General features: G+C 60.8%; 19 protein-coding genes. 9 read left to right on the plus strand and 10 right to left on the minus strand.

Going from position 1 to position 23110, the window contains the following annotated elements; translation table 11 throughout:
• The first annotated feature begins 27 nt into the window (after positions 1–27).
• The 3 genes from ACM530_RS06350 (at position 28) to ACM530_RS06360 (ending at position 3759) form a co-directional block, all read left to right on the plus strand.
• A complete protein-coding gene (locus ACM530_RS06350; RefSeq protein WP_416364449.1) occupies positions 28–1347 on the plus strand; it encodes an OprD family porin in 1320 nt (439 codons plus the stop codon).
• A gap of 355 nt (positions 1348–1702) precedes the next feature.
• On the plus strand, positions 1703–2377 hold the full coding sequence (locus tag ACM530_RS06355; RefSeq protein WP_416364450.1) for a heavy metal response regulator transcription factor: 675 nt from the start codon (positions 1703–1705) through the stop codon (positions 2375–2377).
• Complete coding sequence (locus ACM530_RS06360; protein ID WP_416364451.1) at positions 2374–3759, plus strand: heavy metal sensor histidine kinase; 1386 nt, start codon at positions 2374–2376, stop codon at positions 3757–3759. The genes ACM530_RS06355 and ACM530_RS06360 overlap by 4 nt, the downstream gene beginning before the upstream one ends.
• Positions 3760–3994: 235 nt before the next feature.
• On the opposite strand, the gene ACM530_RS06365 is transcribed toward ACM530_RS06360, so the two are convergent.
• The 4 genes from ACM530_RS06365 to ACM530_RS06380 form a co-directional block, all read right to left on the minus strand.
• A complete protein-coding gene (locus tag ACM530_RS06365) occupies positions 3995–7129 on the minus strand; it encodes a CusA/CzcA family heavy metal efflux RND transporter (RefSeq protein ID WP_416364452.1) in 3135 nt (1044 codons plus the stop codon).
• 18 nt (positions 7130–7147) lie between these two features.
• Positions 7148–8257: an efflux RND transporter periplasmic adaptor subunit gene (locus tag ACM530_RS06370; RefSeq protein WP_416364453.1), complete on the minus strand. Its 1110-nt coding sequence runs from the start codon at positions 8255–8257 to the stop codon at positions 7148–7150.
• A gap of 18 nt (positions 8258–8275) precedes the next feature.
• Positions 8276–9496, minus strand: a complete 1221-nt coding sequence (locus ACM530_RS06375; protein ID WP_416364454.1) for a TolC family protein — start codon at positions 9494–9496, stop codon at positions 8276–8278.
• 110 nt (positions 9497–9606) lie between these two features.
• A complete protein-coding gene (locus tag ACM530_RS06380; RefSeq protein WP_106578516.1) occupies positions 9607–10512 on the minus strand; it encodes a cation diffusion facilitator family transporter in 906 nt (301 codons plus the stop codon).
• A gap of 216 nt (positions 10513–10728) precedes the next feature.
• Between ACM530_RS06380 and ACM530_RS06385 the strand changes: the two genes are divergently transcribed.
• Entirely contained in the window at positions 10729–12099 is a 1371-nt protein-coding gene (locus ACM530_RS06385; protein WP_106578515.1) for a gluconate:H+ symporter, read from the plus strand.
• Positions 12100–12139: 40 nt separating this feature from the next.
• Here ACM530_RS06385 and ACM530_RS06390 read toward each other — a convergent pair whose 3' ends face one another.
• The 3 genes from ACM530_RS06390 to ACM530_RS06400 all read right to left on the minus strand — a co-directional run bounded on the left by ACM530_RS06390 (position 12140) and on the right by ACM530_RS06400 (position 15145).
• Positions 12140–12637, minus strand: coding sequence for a DUF4411 family protein (locus ACM530_RS06390; protein ID WP_145165490.1), 498 nt, complete (start codon positions 12635–12637; stop codon positions 12140–12142).
• Positions 12634–13770 carry an XRE family transcriptional regulator gene (locus tag ACM530_RS06395; RefSeq protein ID WP_416364455.1) on the minus strand — a complete coding sequence of 379 codons (1137 nt, stop codon included), beginning with the start codon at positions 13768–13770 and terminating at the stop codon, positions 12634–12636. The genes ACM530_RS06390 and ACM530_RS06395 overlap by 4 nt, the downstream gene beginning before the upstream one ends.
• 70 nt (positions 13771–13840) lie before the next feature.
• Positions 13841–15145, minus strand: coding sequence for an MFS transporter (locus ACM530_RS06400; RefSeq protein WP_416364456.1), 1305 nt, complete (start codon positions 15143–15145; stop codon positions 13841–13843).
• A 185-nt stretch (positions 15146–15330) separates the two neighbouring features.
• On the opposite strand from ACM530_RS06400, the gene ACM530_RS06405 reads away from it, so the two are divergent.
• From ACM530_RS06405 to ACM530_RS06420, 4 genes are all read left to right on the plus strand, one after another.
• Complete coding sequence (locus ACM530_RS06405) at positions 15331–16749, plus strand: short-chain fatty acid transporter (RefSeq protein WP_145165484.1); 1419 nt, start codon at positions 15331–15333, stop codon at positions 16747–16749.
• Positions 16750–16954: 205 nt separating this feature from the next.
• A complete protein-coding gene (gene acpA / locus ACM530_RS06410) occupies positions 16955–18655 on the plus strand; it encodes an acid phosphatase (protein ID WP_416364457.1) in 1701 nt (566 codons plus the stop codon).
• 122 nt (positions 18656–18777) lie between these two features.
• Positions 18778–19947, plus strand: coding sequence for a hypothetical protein (locus ACM530_RS06415; RefSeq protein WP_416364458.1), 1170 nt, complete (start codon positions 18778–18780; stop codon positions 19945–19947).
• Between the two features lie 144 nt (positions 19948–20091).
• On the plus strand, positions 20092–20616 hold the full coding sequence (locus ACM530_RS06420) for an SET domain-containing protein-lysine N-methyltransferase (RefSeq protein WP_242195002.1): 525 nt from the start codon (positions 20092–20094) through the stop codon (positions 20614–20616).
• Here the strand turns inward: ACM530_RS06420 and can are convergent.
• Positions 20613–21257 carry a carbonate dehydratase gene (gene can / locus ACM530_RS06425; RefSeq protein WP_010213394.1) on the minus strand — a complete coding sequence of 215 codons (645 nt, stop codon included), beginning with the start codon at positions 21255–21257 and terminating at the stop codon, positions 20613–20615. The two genes, ACM530_RS06420 and can, sit on opposite strands and share 4 nt — an antisense overlap.
• Positions 21258–21396: 139 nt before the next feature.
• Between can and ACM530_RS06430 the strand changes: the two genes are divergently transcribed.
• Positions 21397–21801 (plus strand): serine kinase/phosphatase, encoded by a 405-nt coding sequence (locus tag ACM530_RS06430; protein WP_242195005.1) that lies wholly within the window; start codon positions 21397–21399, stop codon positions 21799–21801.
• Positions 21802–21920: 119 nt separating this feature from the next.
• On the opposite strand, the gene rimI is transcribed toward ACM530_RS06430, so the two are convergent.
• Positions 21921–22373, minus strand: coding sequence for a ribosomal protein S18-alanine N-acetyltransferase (rimI, locus tag ACM530_RS06435; protein WP_003188286.1), 453 nt, complete (start codon positions 22371–22373; stop codon positions 21921–21923).
• On the minus strand, positions 22366–23109 hold the full coding sequence (locus tag ACM530_RS06440; protein WP_145165603.1) for an energy transducer TonB: 744 nt from the start codon (positions 23107–23109) through the stop codon (positions 22366–22368). The genes rimI and ACM530_RS06440 overlap by 8 nt, the downstream gene beginning before the upstream one ends.
• Between the last annotated feature and the right edge of the window lies 1 nt (position 23110).

The following is a 23110-nucleotide window of genomic DNA, read 5'->3' on the forward strand; positions in this document are numbered from 1 at the left end:
AAAACTGCCAACACCCAGGAGCGAAACATGAACATTGCTTACTACACCCTTCCCTTTTCATTGATTGCCGCACTGCCTCTGGCAGCCGTGGCGGTGGAAGACACGCCCGAAGGTTTTATCCAAGGCAGCAGCGTAACCGTGCTGGCCCGCAACTTTTACTTCAATCGCGATGACCGCAAGGGCCAGTCCAGCCCGACCGGCAATGGGTATTCCGAAGCCTGGGCGCAGGGTTTGATCGGCAAATTCGAATCCGGTTTTACCCAAGGCACCGTAGGCTTTGGCCTGGATGCGTTTGCCATGTACGGCCTGAAACTCGACTCGGGCACCGGTCGCAGCGGCGGCAAGGGTTCGTTCGGCGTACTGCCGGTGGACAGCGACAATCACCCCGAAGGCAGCTACAGCAAAGTCGGCGGCGCGGCGAAATTGCGCGTGCTGGACACGGTTATCAAGGCCGGCGATGTGTTCCCGCTCACGTCGGTGGTGGCCTACGGCGATTCGCGGTTATTGCCGGAAAGCTTTCGCGGCGTCACCGCGCAGAACACCAGCCTTGAGGGCTTGAGCCTGCAAGGCGGACGCCTGAGCGGCATGAGCCAGCCAAGCGAAAGCGGGATGAACAAGGGCTTTGCGACCTTCTACGCGGGCAAGGTCGACTCGCCCTGGATCGGCTACTTCGGGGGGGAGTACGCCGTCAACAAACACCTGAACGTGAGCCTCTACAGCAGCCGCCTGAAGGACGCCTGGGACCAGTACTACGTCGGCAGTGCCGCCAGTTACCCACTGACCGACGACGTGTCGTTATTCGGCGATTTCAACTATTACAAGGCTGTGGACGAAGGCAAAAAGCTGCTGGGCAAATTCGACAACAACATCTGGAGTGCCAGGCTCGGGGTAAAGGTCGGGGCCCACAGCGTGGCCCTCTCGCACCAGCGCAACAACGGCGATGACGACTTCGATTACCTGCGCCAATCGGACTCGATTTTCCTCAATAACTCGATTCAGTACAGCGACTTCAATTCGCCCAAGGAGCGTTCGTGGATGGCCCGTTACGACCTCGACATGCAGGCGTTCGGTATACCTGGCCTGTCGTTCATGACCCGTTATGCCAAAGGCACCGGCGCCGATTACAGCCATGCCAACGCGGTGTACATGCGCCGCGATGCAACCGGCAATCCGCTGACCGATCAACGCCGCTGGGAGCGGGATGTCGAGGCCAAGTACGTGGTGCAAAGTGGCAGCCTGAAGGATTTGTCATTGCGCTTGCGCCAGGCCACCGTGCGCTCCAGTGCGTTTGAGTCGGACCTGGAAGAAGTTCGCCTGATTGCGGAATACCCATTGGTCGCACTTTGAACAATTGCCCAGTCGAGTGCTTACATTCGTTCGCGCTTGACTAACATCTGTTCACAAATTGCTATCTATCAAAACTGTAACATTGGCCCCAGCTTCCCGTTAAGTTGAACTTCCTATACTCGCTTCAACTTGTCAGCAACGAGCAACATTCGTCTCTGAAGCTTTTTTAGCTCCTTTGGAAAGAGATGATTTTTTAACGCCCCTCTGGGGCGTTTTTTTTGGGCGCAGGCTTAGTCGCGACCCATTGCCGCAGTTGACCCTGAAGCTGCTTCACACTTCAGAATTTTCCTACTCACAACACACCTGATTCCATAGGGAAATGGAACCCTTCTCTTTCAGTAAAAGGTAAATCCCCATGCGTATCCTTGTGGTTGAGGACGAGCAAAAAACCGCTGACTACCTGCAGCAAGGCCTGAATGAAAGTGGCTACGTCGTGGACTGCGCGTCCAATGGCATTGATGGCCTGCACCTGGCTGAGCAGCACGCCTATGAGTTGGTGATTCTTGACGTCAACCTGCCGGGCAAGGATGGCTGGGAAGTGCTGGAGCAATTGCGCCGCAACGGCACCCAGCGCGTGATGATGCTGACCGCCCGCGGCCGGCTGGCCGACAAGATCAAGGGCCTGGACATGGGCGCCGATGATTACCTGGTCAAACCTTTCGAGTTTCCCGAATTGCTGGCGCGGGTACGCACCCTGCTGCGGCGCAGCGAGCACATCCCACAGCCGGAAGTGTTCAGCGTGTCGGACCTGGAACTGGACCCGCGCCGCCATCGCGCGTACCGCGGCACACGGCGCATTGACTTGACCACCAAGGAGTTCGCACTGCTGCAGGTGCTGATGCGCCAGACCGGTGAAGTGCTGACCCGCACGCAGATCATTTCGCTGGTGTGGGACATGAATTTCGACTGTGACACCAACGTCGTGGAAGTTTCCATCAGCCGCCTGCGGGCCAAAGTGGACGATCAGAGCGAGGTCAAGCTGATCCACACCATTCGCGGCGTGGGTTACGTGCTGGAAGCACGGTCATGAAAACCGGCAGCCTGTCGATGCGTCTGGGGTTGACGGTCAGCCTCATGGGCGCCGGCCTGGTGCTGTTGCTGGCGACGTTGGCGTACCTGGCCCTGACCCACGAACTGGAAAAACTGGCGCGCAAAGGCCTGGAAAGCAAGATGGAACAGATCCAGCACAGCCTGTCTCAAGGCCTCGACGCCCACGCCATCCGGGCGCGCCCGCATTCGCTGATGGACCTGGTGATCGGCCATGACAATTTTTACCTCACTATCGTCGGCACCGCGCCCGATGAAACGGTGCTGCTGAGCATCGGTGCCAAGCCTCAGGAGCCACTGCTGACAAACTTCACACCGCGAGAAACACTCGGCTACCTCAATTGGGCCGACAGCAATGGCAACCAGGTGCTCAGCGCCTCCAGCCTGATGCGCCTGGCCAGTGGCGAACGCGTACGCGTGCTGTTGTCGCTGGACCGCAGGGACGATCAGGCGCTGCTCAGTGCCTACCTGCGCGCCACCGTGATCGCCTTGCCCATGTTGTTGATACTGATCGGCATGGGGGCCTGGTGGCTGGTGCAACGGGGGCTTGCTCCGTTGAAGCAGTTCAGCCATGTGGCGGCCAAAGTCACCACCCAGGACCTCACCCATCGCTTGTCCGTCGACAACCTGCCCAAGGAGCTGGGCGAGTTGGCGCAAGGCTTCAATGTGATGCTCAACCGCCTGGACGCCGGGGTGCAGCAACTCTCGCAATTCTCTGACGACCTTGCTCACGAATTGCGTGCACCGCTGACCAACCTGATGGGCAAAGCCCAGCTCACGTTGTCGCGCCAACGCCCACCGGGCGAATACAAAGCAGTGCTGGAATCCAACACCGAAGAGCTGGAGCGCCTGGCACGCATCGTTTCCGACATGTTGTTTCTGGCCCAGGTCAGCCACCCGGCAGCGCGAGCTTCGTTTACCGCAGTATCGCTGGCGGACGAAGCTCATCGGGTCATGGATTTATTCGCCCTGAGCGCCGAAGACAAACAACTGACCCTGACCCTCAGTGGCGAGGCCCAGGTGCAGGGCGATCGCCTGATGATTCAACGCGCCCTCTCCAACCTGCTGTCCAATGCGATCCGCCATAGCCCGGCGGGCGCGCATATCGCATTGCGGGTGGAGGCTTACGGCAACAGCGTGTCGTTGTCTGTCAGCAACCCAGGCCCGGGGATTGAAGTGCACCACCTGCCGCACCTGTTCGAACGGTTCTACCGTGTCGACAGCAGCCGCGCGCGCACCGAGGGCGGAACCGGCCTGGGACTGGCCATCGTGCGGTCAATCATGACCCTGCACCAGGGGCAAACCGACGTGCGCAGTTCGCCCGGCGCTTTCACCGTGTTTCGCCTGGTGTTTCCTCGGGTGTAAGCCCCTTGAGGGTGAGCCTGCTTGTTGTGCCAAGCGCACTTGTTGCGGCAGCGGCGTTGTTGTGGCAGCGGGCCTGTTGTGGCGAGCGGGCTTGCCCCGCGTTGGGCTGCGCAGCAGCCCCATCAAGGCCACCTCGGTATCCCCGATATACCGTGGCGAAAGATTTGGGGCGGCTTCGCCACCCAACGCGGGGCAAGCCCGCTCGCCACAACAGGCCCGCTCGCCACAGTAAGCGTCATTCCTCCTTGCGGTGCGCCCACTGATACAACGCCGGCAGCACCAGCAAGGTCAGCAACGTAGAGGAAATAATCCCGCCGATCACCACCGTCGCCAACGGGCGCTGTACTTCGGCGCCGGTGCCGGTGGCCAAGGCCATGGGGATAAACCCCAGGGACGCCACCAGCGCGGTCATCAACACCGGGCGTAAACGTGTGAGCGCCCCTTCATGGATCGCCACCGACAGTGAACGCCCCTCCTCGCGCAGGTTGCGGATGAAAGCAATCATCACCAGTCCGTTAAGCACTGCCACACCGGACAACGCAATAAACCCCACCCCCGCAGAGATCGACAACGGAATATCGCGCAGCCACAGCGCCATGATCCCACCGGTCAACGCGAACGGAATCCCGGTAAACACCAGCAAGCCATCCTTGAGGTTGTTGAACATCATGAACAACAGCCCGAACACCAGCAGCAACGCCACCGGCACAACAATACGCAAGCGCTCGGAGGCTTCCTTCAGCTGTTCGAACTGGCCGCCCCAGGTGGTCCAGTAACCCGCCGGGACCTTCACCTGAGTGCTGATGGCAGACTCGGCCTCTTCGACGAACGAACCGATATCACGCCCGCGCACGTTGGCGCTGACAATCACCAGGCGCTTGCCGTTCTCGCGGCTGATCTGGTTGGGGCCCAGCACCAGGTCCAGGCTGGCGACCTGGGACAAGGCAATAAAACCCAACTGGTCCGAGGCGTTGCTGGCCAGCGCCGGCACCGGGATCAACAGCCGCGACAAGCCCTCGATATCGGTGCGCAGCGCATCGGATAAACGCACGACCATGTCGAAGCGGCGGTCACCTTCATACAGCGTGCCGGCCTGGCGTCCACCCACGGCGACGGCGATGGTGTCCTGCACGTCGCCCACGTTCAGGCCAAACCGCGCGGCCTTGTCGCGATCAATATTGATGGTCAGCACCGGCAGGCCAGAGGTCTGCTCCACCTTCACTTCCGAGGCGCCATCAAGCGTTTGCAAGGTCTCGGCGATCTCTGCGGCGGTCTTGTTGAGCACTGCCATGTCGTCGCCAAATACCTTCACCGCCACGTCACTGCGCACCCCGGAAATCAACTCGTTGAAGCGCAGCTGGATCGGCTGCGACAGTTCATACGCACTGCCCGGCACAATCGCACTGGCGCGCTGGATATCTTCGATCAGCGCCTCGCGGGATTTCGCTGGATCAGGCCACTGGTCCTTGGGCTTGAGCATCACATAGCTGTCGGAAATATTCGGTGGCATCGGGTCGGAAGCGATTTCCGCGGTACCGGTGCGCGCAAAGACTCGCTCGATTTCCGGCACCTGGGCCATCAAGGTTTTCTCCAGCTGCTGCTGCATCTGCACCGATTGCGTCAGGCTGGTACCAGGCACACGCAGAGCCTGTTGAGCGAAGTCGCCCTCACTGAGGCTGGGGATAAATTCGCTGCCCATGCGGCTGGCCACCACGCCCGAAGCGACGATGGTCAGCACCGCCAGGCCGAACACCAGCGGGCGGCGCGTCATGACCCAATCCAGCACCGGCGCATAGGCCCGACGCGCCGTGCGCATCACCAGGTTTTCCTCTTCCTTGACCTTGCCGGTGACAAACAGCGCAATCGCGGCCGGCACAAAGGTCACCGACAGAATCATCGCGCCGAGCAAAGCGATGACCACGGTGAACGCCATGGGGTGGAACATCTTCCCGGCCACTCCGGTGAGGGCGAAGATCGGCAGGTACACCACCATGATGATCAGTTGCCCAAAGATCAGTGCGCGCCGCGCTTGCTTGGCCGCAGCGAACACTTCGTGCAGGCGCTCGCTGCGGGTGAGCAAGCGGCCATGGCGCTGCTGCGCATGGGCCAGACGGCGAATGGCGTTTTCGACGATCACCACCGCGCCGTCGACAATAATTCCGAAGTCCAGCGCGCCAAGGCTCATCAGGTTGGCACTGACTTTGTTGGTAAACATGCCGGTAAAGGTGAACAGCATCGCCAGCGGAATCACCATCGCGGTGATCAACGCCGCGCGGATATTACCCAGAAACAGAAACAAAACCGCGACCACCAGCAGCGCGCCTTCGAAGAGGTTTTTCTTCACGGTGGCGATGGCTTTTCCGACCAGGTTGGTGCGGTCATAAACGGTAACGGCGACCACGCCCTGAGGCAGCGAACGGTTGATCTCTTCGAGTTTTTTCGCCACCGCCTGGGACACGGTGCGGCTGTTTTCACCGATCAGCATGAACACCGTGCCCAGCACCACTTCACGGCCATTTTCCGTGGCGGCGCCAGTGCGCAGCTCACGGCCGATGTCGACTTTCGCCACATTGCGCACGCGGATCGGCGTGCCGTCCGACGTGGTGATCACGATGTTGGCAATGTCATCGATCGACGCCACTTGCCCCGGTGCGCGAATCAACAGCTGCTCGCCGCTGCGCTCGATGTAACCGGCGCCGACGTTGGCGTTGTTGCGCTCAAGCGCGGTGACCAAATCGGTCAGCGTCAGGTTGTAGGCCGCCAAGCGTTTTGGGTCCGGGGCGATCTGGTATTCCTTGGCAAAGCCGCCGATGGTGTTGATCTCGGCCACGCCCGGCACGTTGCGCAGCTGTGGCTTGATGATCCAGTCCTGGATCACGCGCAGGTCGGTCGGCGAGTAAGGCGTGCCGTCTTCCTTGAGCGCGCCGTCTTCGGCTTCGACGGTCCACAGGAAAATTTCCCCGAGACCAGTGGAAATCGGCCCCATCGCGGTTTCGATGCCAGTGGGCAATTGCTCGCGGGCCACCTGCAGGCGCTCGTTGACCAATTGGCGGGCGAAGAACAGGTCAGTGCCGTCTTTGAAGATCACCGTGACCTGGGACAGACCGGAGCGCGACAACGAACGAGTCTGCTGCAAACCCGGCAGGCCGGCCATGGCGGTTTCGATGGGAAAGGTAATGCGCTGCTCGGTTTCCAACGGCGAAAAGCCGGCCGCCGCCGAGTTGATCTGCACCTGCACATTGGTGATGTCGGGCACCGCGTCGATGGGCAACTTCTGATAACTGGCGATGCCGACACCGGCCATCAACAGCACCGCCAGCAACACGATGATGCGCTGCTCGATGGCGAATTGGATAAGGCGCTCAAACATGGGGAATCACTCGCAGGATCAATGGGCGTGCTCGGCCGAGCCTTTACCCAGTTCGGACTTGAGGATGAAGCTGCCTTCGGTCGCTACTTGCGCGCCGGCTTCAAGGCCCTGGCGCACTTCGACGTAGCCGTTTTCACTCACGCCCAGTTCGAGGTGGCGGGTGATGAAACCGTCCGCCGTGCGCACGAATACCGAGGGTTTGTCCTCGACCGTCTGGATGGCGGTTTGCGGCACGGTGACCTTGGCCTGGTAGGTGTCGGTGGCCAGTTGCACAGTCACAAACAACCCTGGGCGCCAGGCATCGTCAGGGTTGGGCACGGTCACGCGCACGGTAGCGGTGCGCGTCTGCTCGCCGAGCAGGTTGCCGACATAGGCCACCGTGCCTTGAACTTCAGTGCCCATTTCCGAGGAGCTGACCTTCACCGGTTTACCGACGCGCACCTTGTTCAGGTCCTTGGGAAACACGCCGAAGGTGACCCACACCTGGGACAAATCCGAGAGCGTGAAGGCGTTGCTGGTTTCGCCGACCACTTCGCCCACGCCCAAGTGTTTTTCCACCACTACACCGGCGAATGGCGCGCGCAGCTCGTAGCGATTACCGCCGGTCAGTACGGCGCTGCCGCTGAGTGCCGTCATCTTCTGACGCGCGTTGGTCAGCGCGATTTCCGCTTCCTGCAAGGTCTGGCGCGCCAGCAGGTAGTCCTGCTCGGCGGAGATTTCGTCCTTCCACAGCTGGCGCTCGCGCTCAAAGGTGGTGCGCGCCAGCTCGACGCGTCGCTCGCTGGCGGCCAACTCGCTGCGCTGGTCGGAAATCTGCTGGCTGGCGATCACGGCCAACAACTCGCCCTTTTTCACCGACTGGCCAAGGTTGACCTTCACCGCCTCCACCACACCGGCCGCACGCGGCACGATGTGTGAGGTCCGGTCCTCGTCGAAACGCACTTCTCCCGGCAGCGTCAGCAGCGTGCTGATCGCGCGCGGTTGGGCTTGGGCGAGCTGAATACCGGCCGCCTGGATCTGCTGCTCGGTGAGTTCGAGTTTGCCTTCTTCCTTCTCTTCGGCCCGTGCAAAACCAGACAGCATCAGGCCCAGGGCGACGGCGAGCGCCACACCGTGTTTATGCTTCATAAAACACTCCAGAAAAAATCAAAACCGGGCGAGGTCGCCGTAAATCCGTTCGATGCGCACCCAGGCGTCGGTCGCCTGAGCGGTCGCCACCAGGTATTGGGTGCGGGCTGCGATCAAGGTGCGCTGAGCGTCGAGCACGTCGAGGAAGTTGAACTTGCCCATCTCGAAGCCACGGGTGGCGCTGTCCACCGCGCTCTGGGCGGCGGGCAGGATGTGTTGGTTGAACGCGCGCACTTCGGTGTCGGCGGTTTGCCACAGGTCCAGGGCCTGGCGAGTTTCGGTGCGCAGGCGCAGTTCGACCGCGTTGCGCAAATCGCGGGCCTGATCGGCACGGCGGCTGGCGGCGAGCACATTGCCCTGGTTGCGGTTGAACAGCGGGATCGGCATCGACACGCCCACCAGGTTCACGCGTTCACGCACGCTGGCGTCGTACTGGCTGCCGATGGACACATCGAGGTCGGGAATCCGCTGGGCCTTTTCCAGGCCCACGCTGGCTTCGCTTTGAATAATGTGCAGGTCGGCCAGGCGCAGTTCGGTGGTTTGCTCAAGCCGCGCGAGCAATTGCGCGGCGGCCGGCAAGGGCGGCGCGGATTGGCTTTGCGCGGCCACGTCCTCAAAGTCAGGCGTGGCGCTGCCGGTGCTGGCGGCAAGGCGCCGATAGGCATCGCTGAGGCCGATTTGCGCGCGGTTCAATTCCAGGCGGATCTGCGACACCTGCACCTGCGCGCGCGTGGTTTCCACCGGCGATGACTTGCCGGCGGTGACGCGACCTTTGGCGACCACCAGGCCACGCTCGGCCAGGGCCATCGAGCGTTGCGCCAAGTCGAGGCGCTGCTGGGCACGCAAAGCACTGTAGTAACTGTCGATTACGTCGGCGCGCAGGCCATTGCGACGCTGCTCCAGCGTCAGCGCGGCGGCGTCCTGGGCGCGCGTCGCGACGTCAATGCGTGCGCCACGTTTGCCGCCCAGTTCCAGGGTCTGGCTGAGTTTGAGGGTGGTAGTGCGCGTGTTGCGGCGAGTGTCTTCGGCATCCCAGGACGCCACCGGGTTGGGGATCAAGCCGGCCTGCTGGCGGCCGCCCTGGGCAATGTCGATGTCCCATTGCGCAGCGGCCAGGTCAGGGTTGTTGGCGAAGGCGGCTTGCAGGGCTGCATCCAGAGTGAGGGTCTGCGCCTGGGCAGCGCCTGCGGCCACCCACAACGCTGCTGCCCCCAAAAATGTTTTAACGGAAAGTGCCATAACGAAAGTTCCACGCCCATGAAGTCGCTGAGATTTCCCAGCGGGGGGCAATGTAGCTTTCGGTACTTATCAGGGCCGTGGGCGCAACATTACAAATCCGTTAGCCGGGCTCAGGCATGCACCTCGTCATGTTCGTCGTGCACAAACCCCTCGCCTTCCACCTGAATCGTGGCGTGGGAAATATCGAATTGTTCGTGCAGCAATTCCGTCACCTGGCTAAGGATTTTTTGTTCCGTGTTCAGCGCAGCATCCGCCACCAAGTGCGTGCTCAGCACATTTTTGCCACTGGTCAGGGCCCAGATATGCAGGTCGTGCACGTCCTTGACCCCCGGCACACCCCGAATGGCCTGCTCGACCTGATCGATATCGATGCCGTCCGGCACGCCTTGCAGCAGCACGTTCATGCTTTCCTTGAGCAGCGTCCAGGTGCGCGGCAACACCCAGAAACCAATCGCCGCCGCCACCACCGAGTCAACCCAGCCCCACCCGGTGAACATGATCACCACCGCCGCGATCATCACGCCGATGGAGCCGAGCATGTCGCTCCACACCTCCAAATAAGCGCCCTTCACATTCAGGCTTTCACCGCTGGCGGCACTGAGCAGTTTCATCGAGATCAGGTTGACGATCAGCCCCAAAAACGCAATCACCAGCATGCCGGTGGACTGGATCTCAGCCGGTGCCTGCAGCCGTTGATAGGCCTCATACAGAATGTAAAACGCCACGCCAAACAACAGCAGCGCATTGAACGCCGCCGCGAGGATCTCGAAACGCGCGTAGCCAAAAGTGCGCTTGCGGTCGGCCGCGCGCTTGGCGACCTGGATGGCCACCAGAGAAATCGCCAGCGCCAGGGCGTCGGTCATCATGTGCGCGGCATCGGACAACAGCGCCAGGCTGCCGGTGATAAACGCGCCGATCACCTCAGCAATCATGAAGCTGCTGGTCAGCCCCAGGGCGATCCATAGAAGACGCTCGTGACCGGCGCGTACCTGACCGTGATTATGTCCTGCGCTCATGAAAATTCCTCAATAGGTGGGGTTCGTTGATCATAGAGCTATAGGCCAGATCCCCGCGCAGGGGTTGCAAATTTGTCATCCGCGCGACAGCTCGCCGTTATATCGCGCGCACCAAAATCGCCCATGGACGCGCTGCAACAGTTCTATCAGGTATGCTTTTCGAGCAGGAAACAAAAAGAAACAAATTAGCCAACCTGTTCGATAAGGAGTTCCGTTTTGGAGTTATCGACTGCCGCGTGGATGGTTCACGACACCCGTCTCATGTTCTGCGTTCTGCTGGCCATCGCTAGCATCATTGTGTTGATCAGCGCGACCAAGCTGCCGCCATTTTTATCGATTCTGATCGGTACGTTTATCGCCGGCGTCGGCGCGGGGCTGCCGCCGGAAGAAGTCGCCAAGGCCTTCAGCAAAGGCGCCGGGGCGATCCTCGGTGAGGCCGGGATCATCATTGCTCTGGGCTCGATGCTCGGTGCGTTAATGGCCGAATCCGGCGCCGCCGACCGTATCGCCACCACCTTGCTCGGGCTGGGCAAAGGCAAGTCGTTGCCTTGGGTGATGGCACTGGTGGCGATGGTGATCGGCCTGCCGCTGTTCTTTGAAGTCGGGCTGGTGATGATGGTGCCGATCATCTTCGTAATGGCCAAACGTTCGAATCAGCCGCTGCTGAAAATCGCCATTCCGGCGCTGGCGGGCATGACCACCCTGCACGCGCTGATGCCACCGCACCCGGGGCCGCTGATTGCGGTGAGCGCATTGCACGCCGACTTGGGCCTGACCATGTTGCTGGGCTTCTGCCTGGCGGTGCCGGCGGTGATTCTCGCGGGGCCGCTGTATGGCAACTGGCTGTCCAAGCGCATGCAGGTGGATGAACCTGCCGACATCGGCGCGCTGTTCAGCGCACCGCCCAAGGCACCGCGCCAGCCGAGTTTCGGGGTGTCGTTGCTGATCATTTTGTTGCCGGTGATTTTGATGCTCGGCAGTACCCTGGCCAAAGTCGCGATGGCGCCGGAAAACCCGCTGGCACTGACCTTGAAGTTCCTCGGTGAACCGCTGATCGCCCTCGGCCTGGCTGTCATCGCCGCCGTGATCTGCCTGGGCTGGGCCGCCGGCATGCCACGCGCCGAGGTCGGCAACACGCTGCGCAAAGCCCTCGCGCCCATCGCCGTGTTGCTGTTGACCATCGGCGCCGGCGGCGGCCTCAAGCAAACATTGCTGGACGCCGGCGTCAGCCAGACCATCAGTAAAGTCGCCGAAGGCGCGCACATGCCGTATCTGCTGCTGGCCTGGTTGATTGCCGTGGCCCTGCGCCAGGCCACCGGTTCGGCGACCGTCGCCACGACAACCACGGCGGGCATTCTCGCGCCAATGATGGCGGGTTTGGCGGCGACGCAGAGTTCACTGGTGGCGCTGGCGATTGGCGCCGGCTCGGTGTTCTTCTGCCACGTCAACGACGCCGGGTTCTGGATGGTGCGCGAGTACTTTGGCTTGCAGTTGAAGCAGACGATCTGGGTGTGGTCGGTGCTGCAAACCATCGTTTCCGTGGTCGGCCTGGTCGGTACGCTGTTGCTCTGGCACTTTCTGACCTGAAGATCTTGTAACGGGGGGGCGCGCGCTCCCCTTCACGTTGTCAGTGATGTAAAACGAAACGAGCGTCGAGCTTACTGAGCAACTCGAAGGTGTTCATGTACGGAACGCCAAACAGAGCACACACGTTGGGAATGGTGTATTTGCGCTTGATGTCAGGGTTGTAGACTTCATGTGTGACAACCACAGCCCCCGTCGTCATCGCCTTGGCGATTAGCCAAGCATCTGCCCCTTCAAGAAACTCTTCCAGTGCTCCGGCCTTCATCACCGGTACTTGCTCGGCAATTCTTGAGACAATATTCCCAAAGGCCACTTGGGTCTGTTGATCACTCGAGTCTTCAAACAGTCCAGCATTACCCTTTACCCACAGCGTCAACTCATCGTTGCCTTTGGCTAGTTCGTCTCTGACTGGAACAATACTGGCAATTTCCAAGGCCTGATGCTGCTGAAGTATCCATGCCCAATAGCCTGGGCATATCGTCATTCCGTAATAACGGTTCTTGGCCTCGATTAATGTATTCGAATCCAATAGATGCTTCATGCCGATAGTTTCATTCCATAAGTCTTCAGCTTAGCTGGCTGCACACCCAGCAATTTTCCTGCGTCCCGCAACAAAATTCGCCCGCTCTGTGCTTCTGCGAGAACGGCCTTGCTAAACCGAGCGCTATTCCTGATAGCTGCTGTGCGGTAGTAGTCGCCTCCACTGCCGTCTTTATCTCGATACTCCTGCAAGATCCGGCGGTAGTAAGCGCCGTATTGATCATTACTGATGTAGCCAAGATCACGGGCGCGCCGTGCAATCACCAATGCGCTGACACGAAAGCGTCCGGCCAAAGGCCCCAGGTTTTCTTCCCAGTGAACATCGGCAACCCAATGCGCTCGAAAAATGAGTTCCGGCGCTAGAAACTCTCCCGCCACCGCATTGCAGAAGGCCTCTTCCTGACGGGCACTTTGACTGCTGCCATCAGACACGCCCGTGCTACCAATCCATATATGCGCCAGTTCATGCATCAATGTAAAAAGCCGCGCCGTGGGCGCGTCCGCACTGTTGATGAAAACCACCGGGGCCATCGGATTGCTGATCGCAAAACCTCGAAACTCACTGACATCGAGTTTCCTGTGGGTGTTGCCCAAGGCAACACCACTTCGCATGACGAGAATTCCGGCCTCTTCCGCACCACTCACCAAAGCCCTCACATAGTCTTCGTAACCCATTCGAGCAAATGCATCCGTCACGCCGAGTACGCGACGAATATCTGCAACAACGTCTTTGATCGGCGAGTGGCTATTGAAATGCCCAACAAAGGGCAACGGGGCTCGCTCGTGATCCTGCAAGTACTCCAAGTACCAGTCTTGCTTACGGAGCACGTCTCTCACTGTGTCCATCAGGTTCAAGCTGGGCTCGTCTGGAAAAACGCCACCCACAGTACGCAGGTCTGGAAGAGGCAAATGCTCTAGTGGAGGAGCCCTGAGAAAGAGATAGCCGAAAGGCACGTGCACAATGGCAGCCCACTTTTGCGCCTGGTTGAAGGTGGGAAGACTCTGGCCGCCTTCCCACTCCTTCAGCCGGTCCAATTTGACCATGAGACCTTTGGCAACCTGCGCTTCAGATAGCCCTGCTCGCTGGCGAGACCAGGACAGGATTGCAGGGTTGACATAGGCGACCTGAGACATAGAGGTAAGTGTGCTCGTCAAGATTGGGCGTGACTATAGGAGCGACCTTCCTAACCGTCAATTAATGGCCCTAAGTGCCATTTGTAACAGCGTTTACTGGGTGGCGCTTGCCAAACAGCGCCACACTCGCCACCCCCACCGCGCCCATCACCACGCAATAGCCCACACAAATCCACGGGCGCGTGGGCATCAGCGCGATCAGCAGCAACGGCGTAGTACTCGCCCACAACGCGTAGGCAATGTTGTAGGTGAAGGAAATCCCCGACACCCGCACGTGCGCTGGAAACAGGCCGACCATCACCGATGGCACCGCGCCCACCACGCCGCAACTCAAGCCCGCCACGGCGTACGCCGCGCCCAGCCAGAGGCCGCCGTTGATAAGGCTCGCGTACAGCAGCGCAATCCCCACTGGCAGCAACAGGCTGTAGACCAGCACCGCGCGCCAGGCGCCGATACGGTCCACCAGCAGGCCGGCGAGGACGCAGCCGATATTCAGAAAGACGATGCCCAGCGCGCTCAAGGCGAAGGTGCGGCTGGGGCTCATGCCGAAGGTTTTTTGCATCAGGGTCGGGGTGATGACGACCAGCACCACCACGGCCGAGGTGAGTACGCAGGCGAGGATCATCGCCGGCAGCAGCACGGCGCGATGGTCGCGCAGCACGGTGCGCAGCGGCAGTTCGGCGGCCGCCTGGCGGCGGGCCTGCATGTCGAGGAACACCGGGGTTTCACTGAGCCAGCGGCGCAGCCACACGCCGATCACGCCGAATACGCCACCGAGCAGGAACGGGAAGCGCCAGGCGTAATCGAGGATTTCGGCTGGGGTGAAGACTTGCGCCAGCAGCGTGGCAGTGAGTGCGCCCAGCAGGTAGCCGAAGGTCAGGCCGGCTTGCAGGAAACCCAGGGCGTAGCCGCGGTGATGACGCGGTGCGTGCTCGGCGACGAAGGTCCAGGCACTGGGCACTTCGCCGCCCACCGCGGCACCTTGCAGCACGCGCAGCACCAGCAGGATCAGCGGCGCGAAATAGCCGATTTGCGCGTAGGTCGGCATGATCCCGATCAGCAGGCACGGCAGCGCCATCATCAGGATGCTCAGGCTGAACACGCGTTTGCGACCCAGGTGATCGGCGAAGTGCGCCATCAGGATGCCGCCGAGCGGGCGCGCCAGGTAGCCGGTCACGAAGATGCCGAAGCTTTGCAGCAGGCGCAGCCACTCGGGCATTTCGGGCGGGAAAAACAGTTGGCTGAGGGTCAGCGCAAAGAATACGAAGATGATGAAATCGTAGATTTCCAGGGCGCCGCCGAGGGCGGCCAGGCCCAGGGTTTTGTAGTCGGAGCGGGAAAAACGCTGCGCCCGTGGGGAAAAGGTGGCAGTCATGTGCAAGCTCGGCAGACAAACAAAATGGCGTGCAGGTTATGAGTTGAGTCCGGTGATGGCAATCACGGCAGATATATTTGTTTTACTCATGGATCGATGAAGATAACTGCATTCCCATATCAATGGCCGTAGCGGAACATGCCGTAAAACTGCCAACACCATAATAAATACAAGAGGAATGACTCGTGGCCGATGCTATCGAAGAAAGCCGCTATGCCAGATTTGCCCTGCGCTGCTCCAACTTCGCCGAACGCTGGTTTCCGGATTCCTGGGTGTTTGCCGCCCTCGCGGTGATCATCGTCGCCGTGGCGACCCTGGGCATGGGCGCCGCACCCACCGAAGCCGCCAAAGCCTTTGGTGACGGGTTCTGGAGCCTGATCCCGTTCACCATGCAGATGGCCTTCGTGGTGATCGGCGGTTACGTGGTGGCCAGTTCGCCACCGGCGGTGAGATTGATTGACCGCCTGGCACGTATCCCCAAAAACGGCCGTTCGGCAGTGGCCTGGGTCGCATTGATTTCCATGGTCGCGTCCCTGCTCAACTGGGGCTTGTCGCTGGTGTTCGGCGGGTTGCTGGTGCGCGCACTGGCCCGCCGCACGGATTTACGCATGGATTACCGCGCAGCCGGCGCTGCGGCCTACCTGGGCCTGGGCGCGGTGTGGGCGCTGGGGCTGTCGTCGTCGGCCGCGCAGTTGCAGGCCAACCCGGCCAGCTTGCCGCCATCGATCCTGTCGATTACGGGGGTGATCCCGTTCACCGACACGATTTTCCTGTGGCAATCCGGGGTGATGTTACTGGCGCTGATCGTGGTCTCGCTGATCATCGCCTACGCCACCGCGCCCGGCCCGAACAGCGCCCGTGATGCAAAGGCCTGCGGCGTCGACCCGGCGTTCAACCTGCCCAAGCTTCAAGCGCCCACCCGCCCGGGCGAATGGCTGGAACATAGCCCGCTGCTGACTATTCTGCTGGCGTTGCTGGCGGCCGGTTGGCTGTTCCATGAGTTTTCGACCAAGCCGGCGATCAGTGCGATATCGGGGCTCAACACCTACAACTTCCTGTTCATCATGGTCGGCGCACTGCTGCACTGGCGCCCGCGCAGCTTCCTTGATGCGGTGGCGCGCGCCGTACCGACCACCACCGGCGTGCTGATCCAGTTTCCGCTGTATGGCTCCATCGCGGCGCTGATGACGGTGGTCAAGGGCGGCGACGGCCAAACCCTGGCGCACCATATCTCAACCTTTTTCACCTCTATTGCTTCACACGACACCTATGCGCTGTTGATGGGCGTGTACTCGGCGGTGCTGGGCTTCTTTATTCCGTCGGGCGGCGGCAAGTGGATCATCGAAGCGCCTTACGTGATGCAAGTGGCCAACGACCTGCAATACCACCTGGGCTGGGCAGTGCAGATCTACAACGCGGCCGAGGCGCTGCCGAACCTGATCAACCCGTTTTATATGCTGCCGCTGCTGGGCGTGTTGGGGCTCAAGGCGCGGGATTTGATCGGCTTTTCGTTTGTGCAGTTGCTGGTGCATACGCCGCTGGTGTTGTTCCTGCTGTGGGCGTTGGGGACGACGTTGAAGTATTTGCCGCCCGTCATGCCCTAACACGGTCAGGGTGGAAGCGGGCTTGCTCGCGAAAATGCCCGCGGGTCAGTGACGGAAACGGTTGACTGATACAGCGCTTTCGCGAGCAAGCCCGCTGCCACATTTCGACCTGAGGCTTTAACCCGACTGTCTTCTTTTCGTCACATTGCATTGCTACCGTCCTGCGAAATATCTTGAAACAACCACCGCGCAGGGACTCCCAGCAATGAGTGACGAGCACGAAGACCGCCCTTCTCCCGATTCCATCGCCCAACCGCCGGTGGACACCAGCCGCCGGCGTTTCCTGGGGGGCGCGGCAGTGCTGGGGGTCGGCGCGACCTTGAGTGCCTGCGGCAACACCGGTGAAACACCGACCACACCGGTGACGCGACCGCTCACACCTCAAGAGCTGGACAAGGCCTTGCACGACCAGGTGAAAACCGTGGTGGTGATCTATGCCGAAAACCGCAGCTTCAACAATTTGTTTGCTGATTTCCCTGGCGTGGAAAAACCACTGTCGGCGCTCTCCGGCGCCGATGCCCAGCAACGCGACCGCGACGGCAGCCTGCTGACCAGCCTGCCGCCAACCTGGGGCGGTGTGTTGCAAGTCGGCCCGCAAAGTGTCGACGGGGTGACCTACCCCAGCGAAGTGCAATTCCAGGAAAACCTGCCCAACGCACCGTTCGCCCTCAAAGGCCCGAACGCCGAAGACCTGCCTTTGAGCCTGGTCACGCGCGATTTGTGGCACGTGTTCTACCAGAACCAGATGCAGATCAACGGCGGCAAGAACGACAACTTTGTGGCCTGGGGCGATTCCGGTGGCCTGGTGATGGGCCATTACGCCCAGAGCCGTTATTCCTTGCGCCTGTGGGATGTGGCCAAGGAGTTTGTGCTGTGCGACAACTTCTTTCAGGGTGCATTTGGTGGCTCGTTTCTTAACCACCAATACCTGATCAGCGCCACCGCGCCGTTTTATCCGAACGCCGCGCAGTCGGTGGCCAAGGCGCAGATTGCCACGCTGCAAAGCGATGACCCAGCCGACCCGCGTCTCAAGCCGCTGGACAAGTCACCCGCCAGCGCCATGACCGGCCCACCGCAGTTTGGCCCCAGCGCACTGACGCCGGATGGCTACGGCGTGAACACCCTCGCCCCGCCGTACTGGCCGACCTGGATTCGCGACCTGGACAACCCGGATTACTCCAAACCCGACCTGCCCAACGTACTGGTGCCGCAGACCCACGAACACATCGGCGACAAGCTGTCGAAAAAGAACGTCGACTGGGCCTGGTACGCCGGGGCGTGGCAAGCGACCCTCGACCAATTCAAGGACTCGGGCGGCATTCCGAAAATCCCCAACTTTCAGTATCACCACCAGCCGTTCAACTACTTCAAGCAACAAGGGCCAGAAAACCGTGCCGAGCGTGATAAACGCCTGCGCGATGGCGGCTTGGGTGATGAGGCCAGCACCAACAAATTCTTCGCCGACGCCCAGGCCGGCAAGCTGCCTGCCGTGAGCTTCTACAAGCCTCAGGGCAACCTGAACATGCACGCCGGTTACGCCGACGTAGCCTCGGGCGATCGCCATATCGTTCGCGCCCTGAAAGTGCTGCAGGAAAGCCCGCAGTGGAAAAACATGGTGGTGGTGGTGACCGTCGATGAGAACGGCGGCTGGTGGGACCACGTGGCACCGCCCAAAGGCGACCGCTGGGGCCCGGGCACGCGGGTTCCGGCGCTGGTAGTGTCGCCGTTTGCGCGCAAAGGCACCGTGGACCACACGGTTTACGACACGGCATCGATCCTGCGTTTGATCACCAGGGTGTTCCAGCTGGAGAAACTGGACGGCCTCAAGCAGCGCGATGACGCGATGATTTCCCGCGGCCAGACGCCCATGGGCGATTTGAGCAACGCATTGCAATTCAAGCTGTAGGTTTTCTTATCCAATAACGACACGCCTGGCGATTTAGCACGCGGTTTTCCTGGTCAGCCGCTACTGTGTGCAGGTGGGCTTTCACCCCGCGCAGACGGGCTTTCGCTGACAAGGAACCAACTATGTTCAAACCGACCAGGCTGTCCTTCACCTTGGTCGCACTGCTGGCCAGTGCGCTCGTACACGCCGATATCGAAGTACCACTGGGCAGCACGCAACGCGTCACCCAAGTGTTCGCGTTTCCCAATAACTGCAACGTGATCTGCTTTCGGCCATGGACGCTGGAGCAGACCGCCGAGCACTACCTGAACCAGAGCTTGCAGCGCGACGGGTACAGCCGCGCCAAGGTCAGCGTGAAAACCCATGACGGCGAGGTCGTGGCGACCTTCAGCGGCGTACCTGACCACTACGGCCAGCCCCTCACCACGCTGCTCAACACCGCTGACCTGGCCTACCAAGGCGCCAGCAAACTCAACACCGACGGCAAATGGGCCTACAACTGGTACCTGTTCCTGCCGCTGGGCATGGCGCTGGAAAACCGCAAAAGCATCGAGCTGCTGCACTTCCCGCCGGATTACTCGCTGACCCAGGCCCAAGATTACCTGGAATCGGCCACCACGGATCGCTGGGCCACGTTGCTCACCGACAACGGCATCCCGGCCACCGAAACCCCGGCCTACCAGACCATCATCGATATCGCCCCCATCGCCGCGCCATCCAACGCGGGCAAGGACCTGGAAACGGTTTACAGCTATTTCACCGACTATCAGACCCGCATGGTCAAGGAACTGAGCCTGCACGCCAACGGCTCATTGCCGATGGTGGCGTTCGGTGCGCCGGTGCGCAGCTGGATCAAACAGCAATACGGTCAGACGGTGGCGGTGTTGGGCCTGGCGCAGATCAGCCCGACCGAGGGCAAACCCGTGTCGGTGCTGGGCGCCAACCACCCCAGCTACATCTGGTATGCGGCAGACCCTGCCACCTACGACGGCAATGAACAAAAAGCCGACGAAGCCGGTTTGAAGGTGATGGGCCAGGATTTGAGCGCTGCCTGCTGGCAAGCCGGCATGGGACAGAAGCCCGCCAGCGATCCGAATGTGTTGCTAAAGGCGTGCATGAACACCTGGCAGGTCACGCGCAAGGAGCAAACCTGTGAGTTGTTTTACACCTCGGTCCGCAACCTGACCCCGGAACAGGCCAACGCCAAATGCGCCACGCCTGCGATCAGGGCCCAGTTGAAACAGTTGAAGGGCGTCGTGCCGGCAGCATCTCTTACCGCGCCAGCGCTATAAAGCGCACAAACAGAACGGTTTCTACTGTCAGATTTGACAGTAGAAATCGAATTCAACTTGGGCGAGTCTGGGGTCGCACACATTCGCTGCAAGACTGGCAGTCAGACAACTCAGTAGGTCGATGCAGCCTAGGCCAGGAGAGTTATGAAAACTCAAGCCATGGATAAGGCTAAAACCAGCACAAAGGACTGCCTTTACCCTTTCAAAACCCTGCTTTTTGAGCCGGGCTATCCTTCGACCGAGCAATTTCTGCCCATTCAGGACGCTAACGGATTACCCGCCGGGGTCAAGGCGCGCATCGCCTTTGACAGCCGTGTGCGCATCGCCAAGGTTTCCGGCTATGCCGTGGGTGAGCGGCGCCCGCATACGCTGCAGCTGTCGCCCCGTATCCACTTGTATGACTGCTGGTTCTGCGGCCTGCTGTTGCACTCCTGCGACCCGAATGTGTTTTTCGACACCACAGACCTGGAGCTCTGGACCGTACAGCCCATCGCTGCCGGCACCTTGCTGACGCTGGATTACGCCAGTACCGAGGACGCGCTGCCCCAGCAGTTCGCTTGCCTGTGCGGCGAGCTGAACTGCCGGGGCTGGATCACCGGCAGCCAGGAGCCGTTAAACAGCGAAGGTCAGGCGTTCATGGCCCGATGGCGTGAACGCAAAAGACCTTAGGCTTCGCCCAACGGGCGCAGGCGGTATTGCGGCGGCAACTGCTCAAACCCACTGATGGTGGTGTTCAAGCTTTTCCAGCGGCCATCCTTGATGCCATAGATACAGCCATGAATCGACAGGCTCTGCCCACGGTGCCAGGCGTTTTGCACAATGCTGGTGTGGCCGACATTGGCCACCTGCTGAATCACGTTCAGCTCACAAAGGCGATCGACGCGCTCTTCTTCGGTGGGCAGCTGCGCCAGCAGGTCACGGTTTTCGTAATAGAGATCACGAATAGTGCGCAGCCAGCCGTCGATCAGGCCGAACTGGCGGTCCTGCATCGACGCGCGCACACCGCCACAGCCATAGTGGCCGGTGACGAGGATGTGTTTGACCTTGAGCACGTCGACTGCGTACTGGATCACCGACAGGCAATTGAGGTCGGTGTGCAGCACCACGTTGGCGACGTTGCGGTGCACGAACAGATCACCCGGCAACATGCCGACGATCTCGTTGGCCGGTACGCGGGCGTCGGAGCAACCGATCCACAGGTATTCCGGGGTTTGCTGGCGGGCAAGCTTGGCGAAGAATTCGGGATCTTCCTGTTTGATCGCGTCCGCCCAGCGTTCGTTGTTATCAAGCAGGTCTTGTAGTTCGTTCATCAGGGAAAGCCTCAGGAATGATGCGCAGCTGTGTGACAGACAACCGCTCGTCCGGGTCACGCCAAGCCGTAATTAGCTTGAATCTTTAGGGCGCCGTGCCTGTCCACACACTATAAGCCCCACAGTATGAGGATTGGCCATGACTGAATCACGACGTCCCTACGGCGCTACGCAGCCGGAACCGATTGACGACAACGAAGACCGCATGGGCTCGATACGCGAGCTGGATTTTGACGAGGAAGAACCGACCGCGGAAATCGGTGATGAGATCCCGCCGGGAGAGCGCGAGCAATTGATGCCCGACGAACGGGTGCGCGAAGCGGGCATGACTGGCGCATCGACGGCGGACCATGAGCCGACTGATGATGATATGAGCCCGGAAACGCTGATCCATGAGGACGGTGCGCGGGATGCGCGGGAGGAAGGCGAGGATAACCCGGCGGATTACGACTTGAGCATCGTCGATGAAGATGAGATTGGTGGCGGCAATGGGCTGGATGAGGCTGAGCTGGCCGACATCGACCCGGTTGACGGTAACCGCTGATACAGCGCGGTTCAAAATGTGGGAGCGGGCTTGCTCGCGAATGCGATCGTTCAGTCAGTAAATCTTTGACTGATACACCGTATTCGCGAGCAAGCCCGCTCCCACATTGGCTTCTGTATTCAGTCCACTAACGTGCAGGCCATCACGACGGCATCTTCGCGGCCACCCACGGCGGGGTAGTAATCGCGCCGACGGCCGATCTCATTGAAGCCGTAACGCTCATACAGGCGGAACGCCCCCGTATTGCTGTCGCGCACTTCCAGGAAGCATTCCCGGGCATTGGCGGCATAGGCGCGGGACATCAAGTGTTCCAGCAACGCCAGGCCCAAACCCCGGCCCTGGTTTTCCGGCTTGACGGTAATGTTCAGCAGATGCGCTTCATCGAGGATGATCTGCACCACGCCGTGGCCTACCTGCTGCTCACCTTCAAACATCAACCAGATCTGGTACTTGCCCAAGCCGTCGAGAAAAATCCCGCGGGTCCACGGATGGCTGAACGCCGCGTATTCAATCTTCAGTACAGCGTCGAGGTCCGCCTCGGTCATTGGGCGGAAAGATAAAGCTTCACTCATCGGTACTTTTCCAGCGCGCCATCAGCCGGCGCATGGCTTGCCATACATCAGCCTTACGCTGTGGCTCTTCCATTAATAATTCCAGGCCCGGCAGGGCCCACACCGACCCAAGACCCTCGACCTGCAGTTCACGGTACCAGGCCTCGGCATTCGCCTCGCCGGCAAACCGCACGGCGGGCAGGCCGATCAGCCACAGGCACACGCATGGCTCGTCTTCGAGGCGCGCCGAAACAAAACCTTGCACAAAATCCCGCGCGGCTTCCGGGCCCTGGTCCATGTTGCCACGCACCAGCAGCGGCCAGCGCACCGGGTCGCCGACGATTTGCGGGCTGTCGGGCAAGCCGGCAGCGCGCAGCATGTCCTTGAGCAACATGTAAGCCGGGTCGCGGGTCTGGAAACGCTCGCCTGTGGGTAACTCCACCAATAGCAGGCAACGCCCGGCCCGCAGCAATTGCAGGGCAAAGCGCGGCGGCGGCACCACGGGCGCCTTGGCTACCGGCGCAACCGTTTCGGCCACCACTGGCTTGGCCATTGGTGCCGGGCGCGGCACTTCGACCTTCGCCCGCTCGACGACAGGGCGCGATTCGGGTGTGGGCTTGACCACGGCCACCGGCGCAGCCGCCTCTTCCCCCGACACGTCGAACGCCTCATAAGGCTCAAGCGCCTGCAGCAGCTCGGGCCGCGACGGGGCGGCAAACGGCAGTTCGGTGCGGGGCAGCCAGTTGACCACCTGCATG

The sequence above is a fragment of the Pseudomonas sp. NFX183 genome (assembly GCF_047943075.1).
Taxonomy (GTDB): Bacteria; Pseudomonadota; Gammaproteobacteria; order Pseudomonadales; family Pseudomonadaceae; genus Aquipseudomonas.

Bases quoted from the DNA above. Each gene is read 5' to 3' on its own strand.
- ACM530_RS06350 (WP_416364449.1), top strand. From the start codon at position 28: ATGAACATTGCTTACTACACCCTTCCCTTTTCATTGATTGCCGCACTG.
- ACM530_RS06355 (WP_416364450.1), top strand. From the start codon at position 1,703: ATGCGTATCCTTGTGGTTGAGGACGAGCAAAAAACCGCTGACTACCTG.
- ACM530_RS06360 (WP_416364451.1), top strand. From the start codon at position 2,374: ATGAAAACCGGCAGCCTGTCGATGCGTCTGGGGTTGACGGTCAGCCTC.
- ACM530_RS06365 (WP_416364452.1), bottom strand. From the start codon at position 7,129: ATGTTTGAGCGCCTTATCCAATTCGCCATCGAGCAGCGCATCATCGTG.
- ACM530_RS06370 (WP_416364453.1), bottom strand. From the start codon at position 8,257: ATGAAGCATAAACACGGTGTGGCGCTCGCCGTCGCCCTGGGCCTGATG.
- ACM530_RS06375 (WP_416364454.1), bottom strand. From the start codon at position 9,496: ATGGCACTTTCCGTTAAAACATTTTTGGGGGCAGCAGCGTTGTGGGTG.
- ACM530_RS06380 (WP_106578516.1), bottom strand. From the start codon at position 10,512: ATGAGCGCAGGACATAATCACGGTCAGGTACGCGCCGGTCACGAGCGT.
- ACM530_RS06390 (WP_145165490.1), bottom strand. From the start codon at position 12,637: ATGAAGCATCTATTGGATTCGAATACATTAATCGAGGCCAAGAACCGT.
- ACM530_RS06395 (WP_416364455.1), bottom strand. From the start codon at position 13,770: ATGTCTCAGGTCGCCTATGTCAACCCTGCAATCCTGTCCTGGTCTCGC.
- ACM530_RS06400 (WP_416364456.1), bottom strand. From the start codon at position 15,145: ATGACTGCCACCTTTTCCCCACGGGCGCAGCGTTTTTCCCGCTCCGAC.
- acpA (WP_416364457.1), top strand. From the start codon at position 16,955: ATGAGTGACGAGCACGAAGACCGCCCTTCTCCCGATTCCATCGCCCAA.
- ACM530_RS06415 (WP_416364458.1), top strand. From the start codon at position 18,778: ATGTTCAAACCGACCAGGCTGTCCTTCACCTTGGTCGCACTGCTGGCC.
- ACM530_RS06420 (WP_242195002.1), top strand. From the start codon at position 20,092: ATGAAAACTCAAGCCATGGATAAGGCTAAAACCAGCACAAAGGACTGC.
- can (WP_010213394.1), bottom strand. From the start codon at position 21,257: ATGAACGAACTACAAGACCTGCTTGATAACAACGAACGCTGGGCGGAC.
- ACM530_RS06430 (WP_242195005.1), top strand. From the start codon at position 21,397: ATGACTGAATCACGACGTCCCTACGGCGCTACGCAGCCGGAACCGATT.
- rimI (WP_003188286.1), bottom strand. From the start codon at position 22,373: ATGAGTGAAGCTTTATCTTTCCGCCCAATGACCGAGGCGGACCTCGAC.
- ACM530_RS06440 (WP_145165603.1), bottom strand. From the start codon at position 23,109: ATGCAGGTGGTCAACTGGCTGCCCCGCACCGAACTGCCGTTTGCCGCC.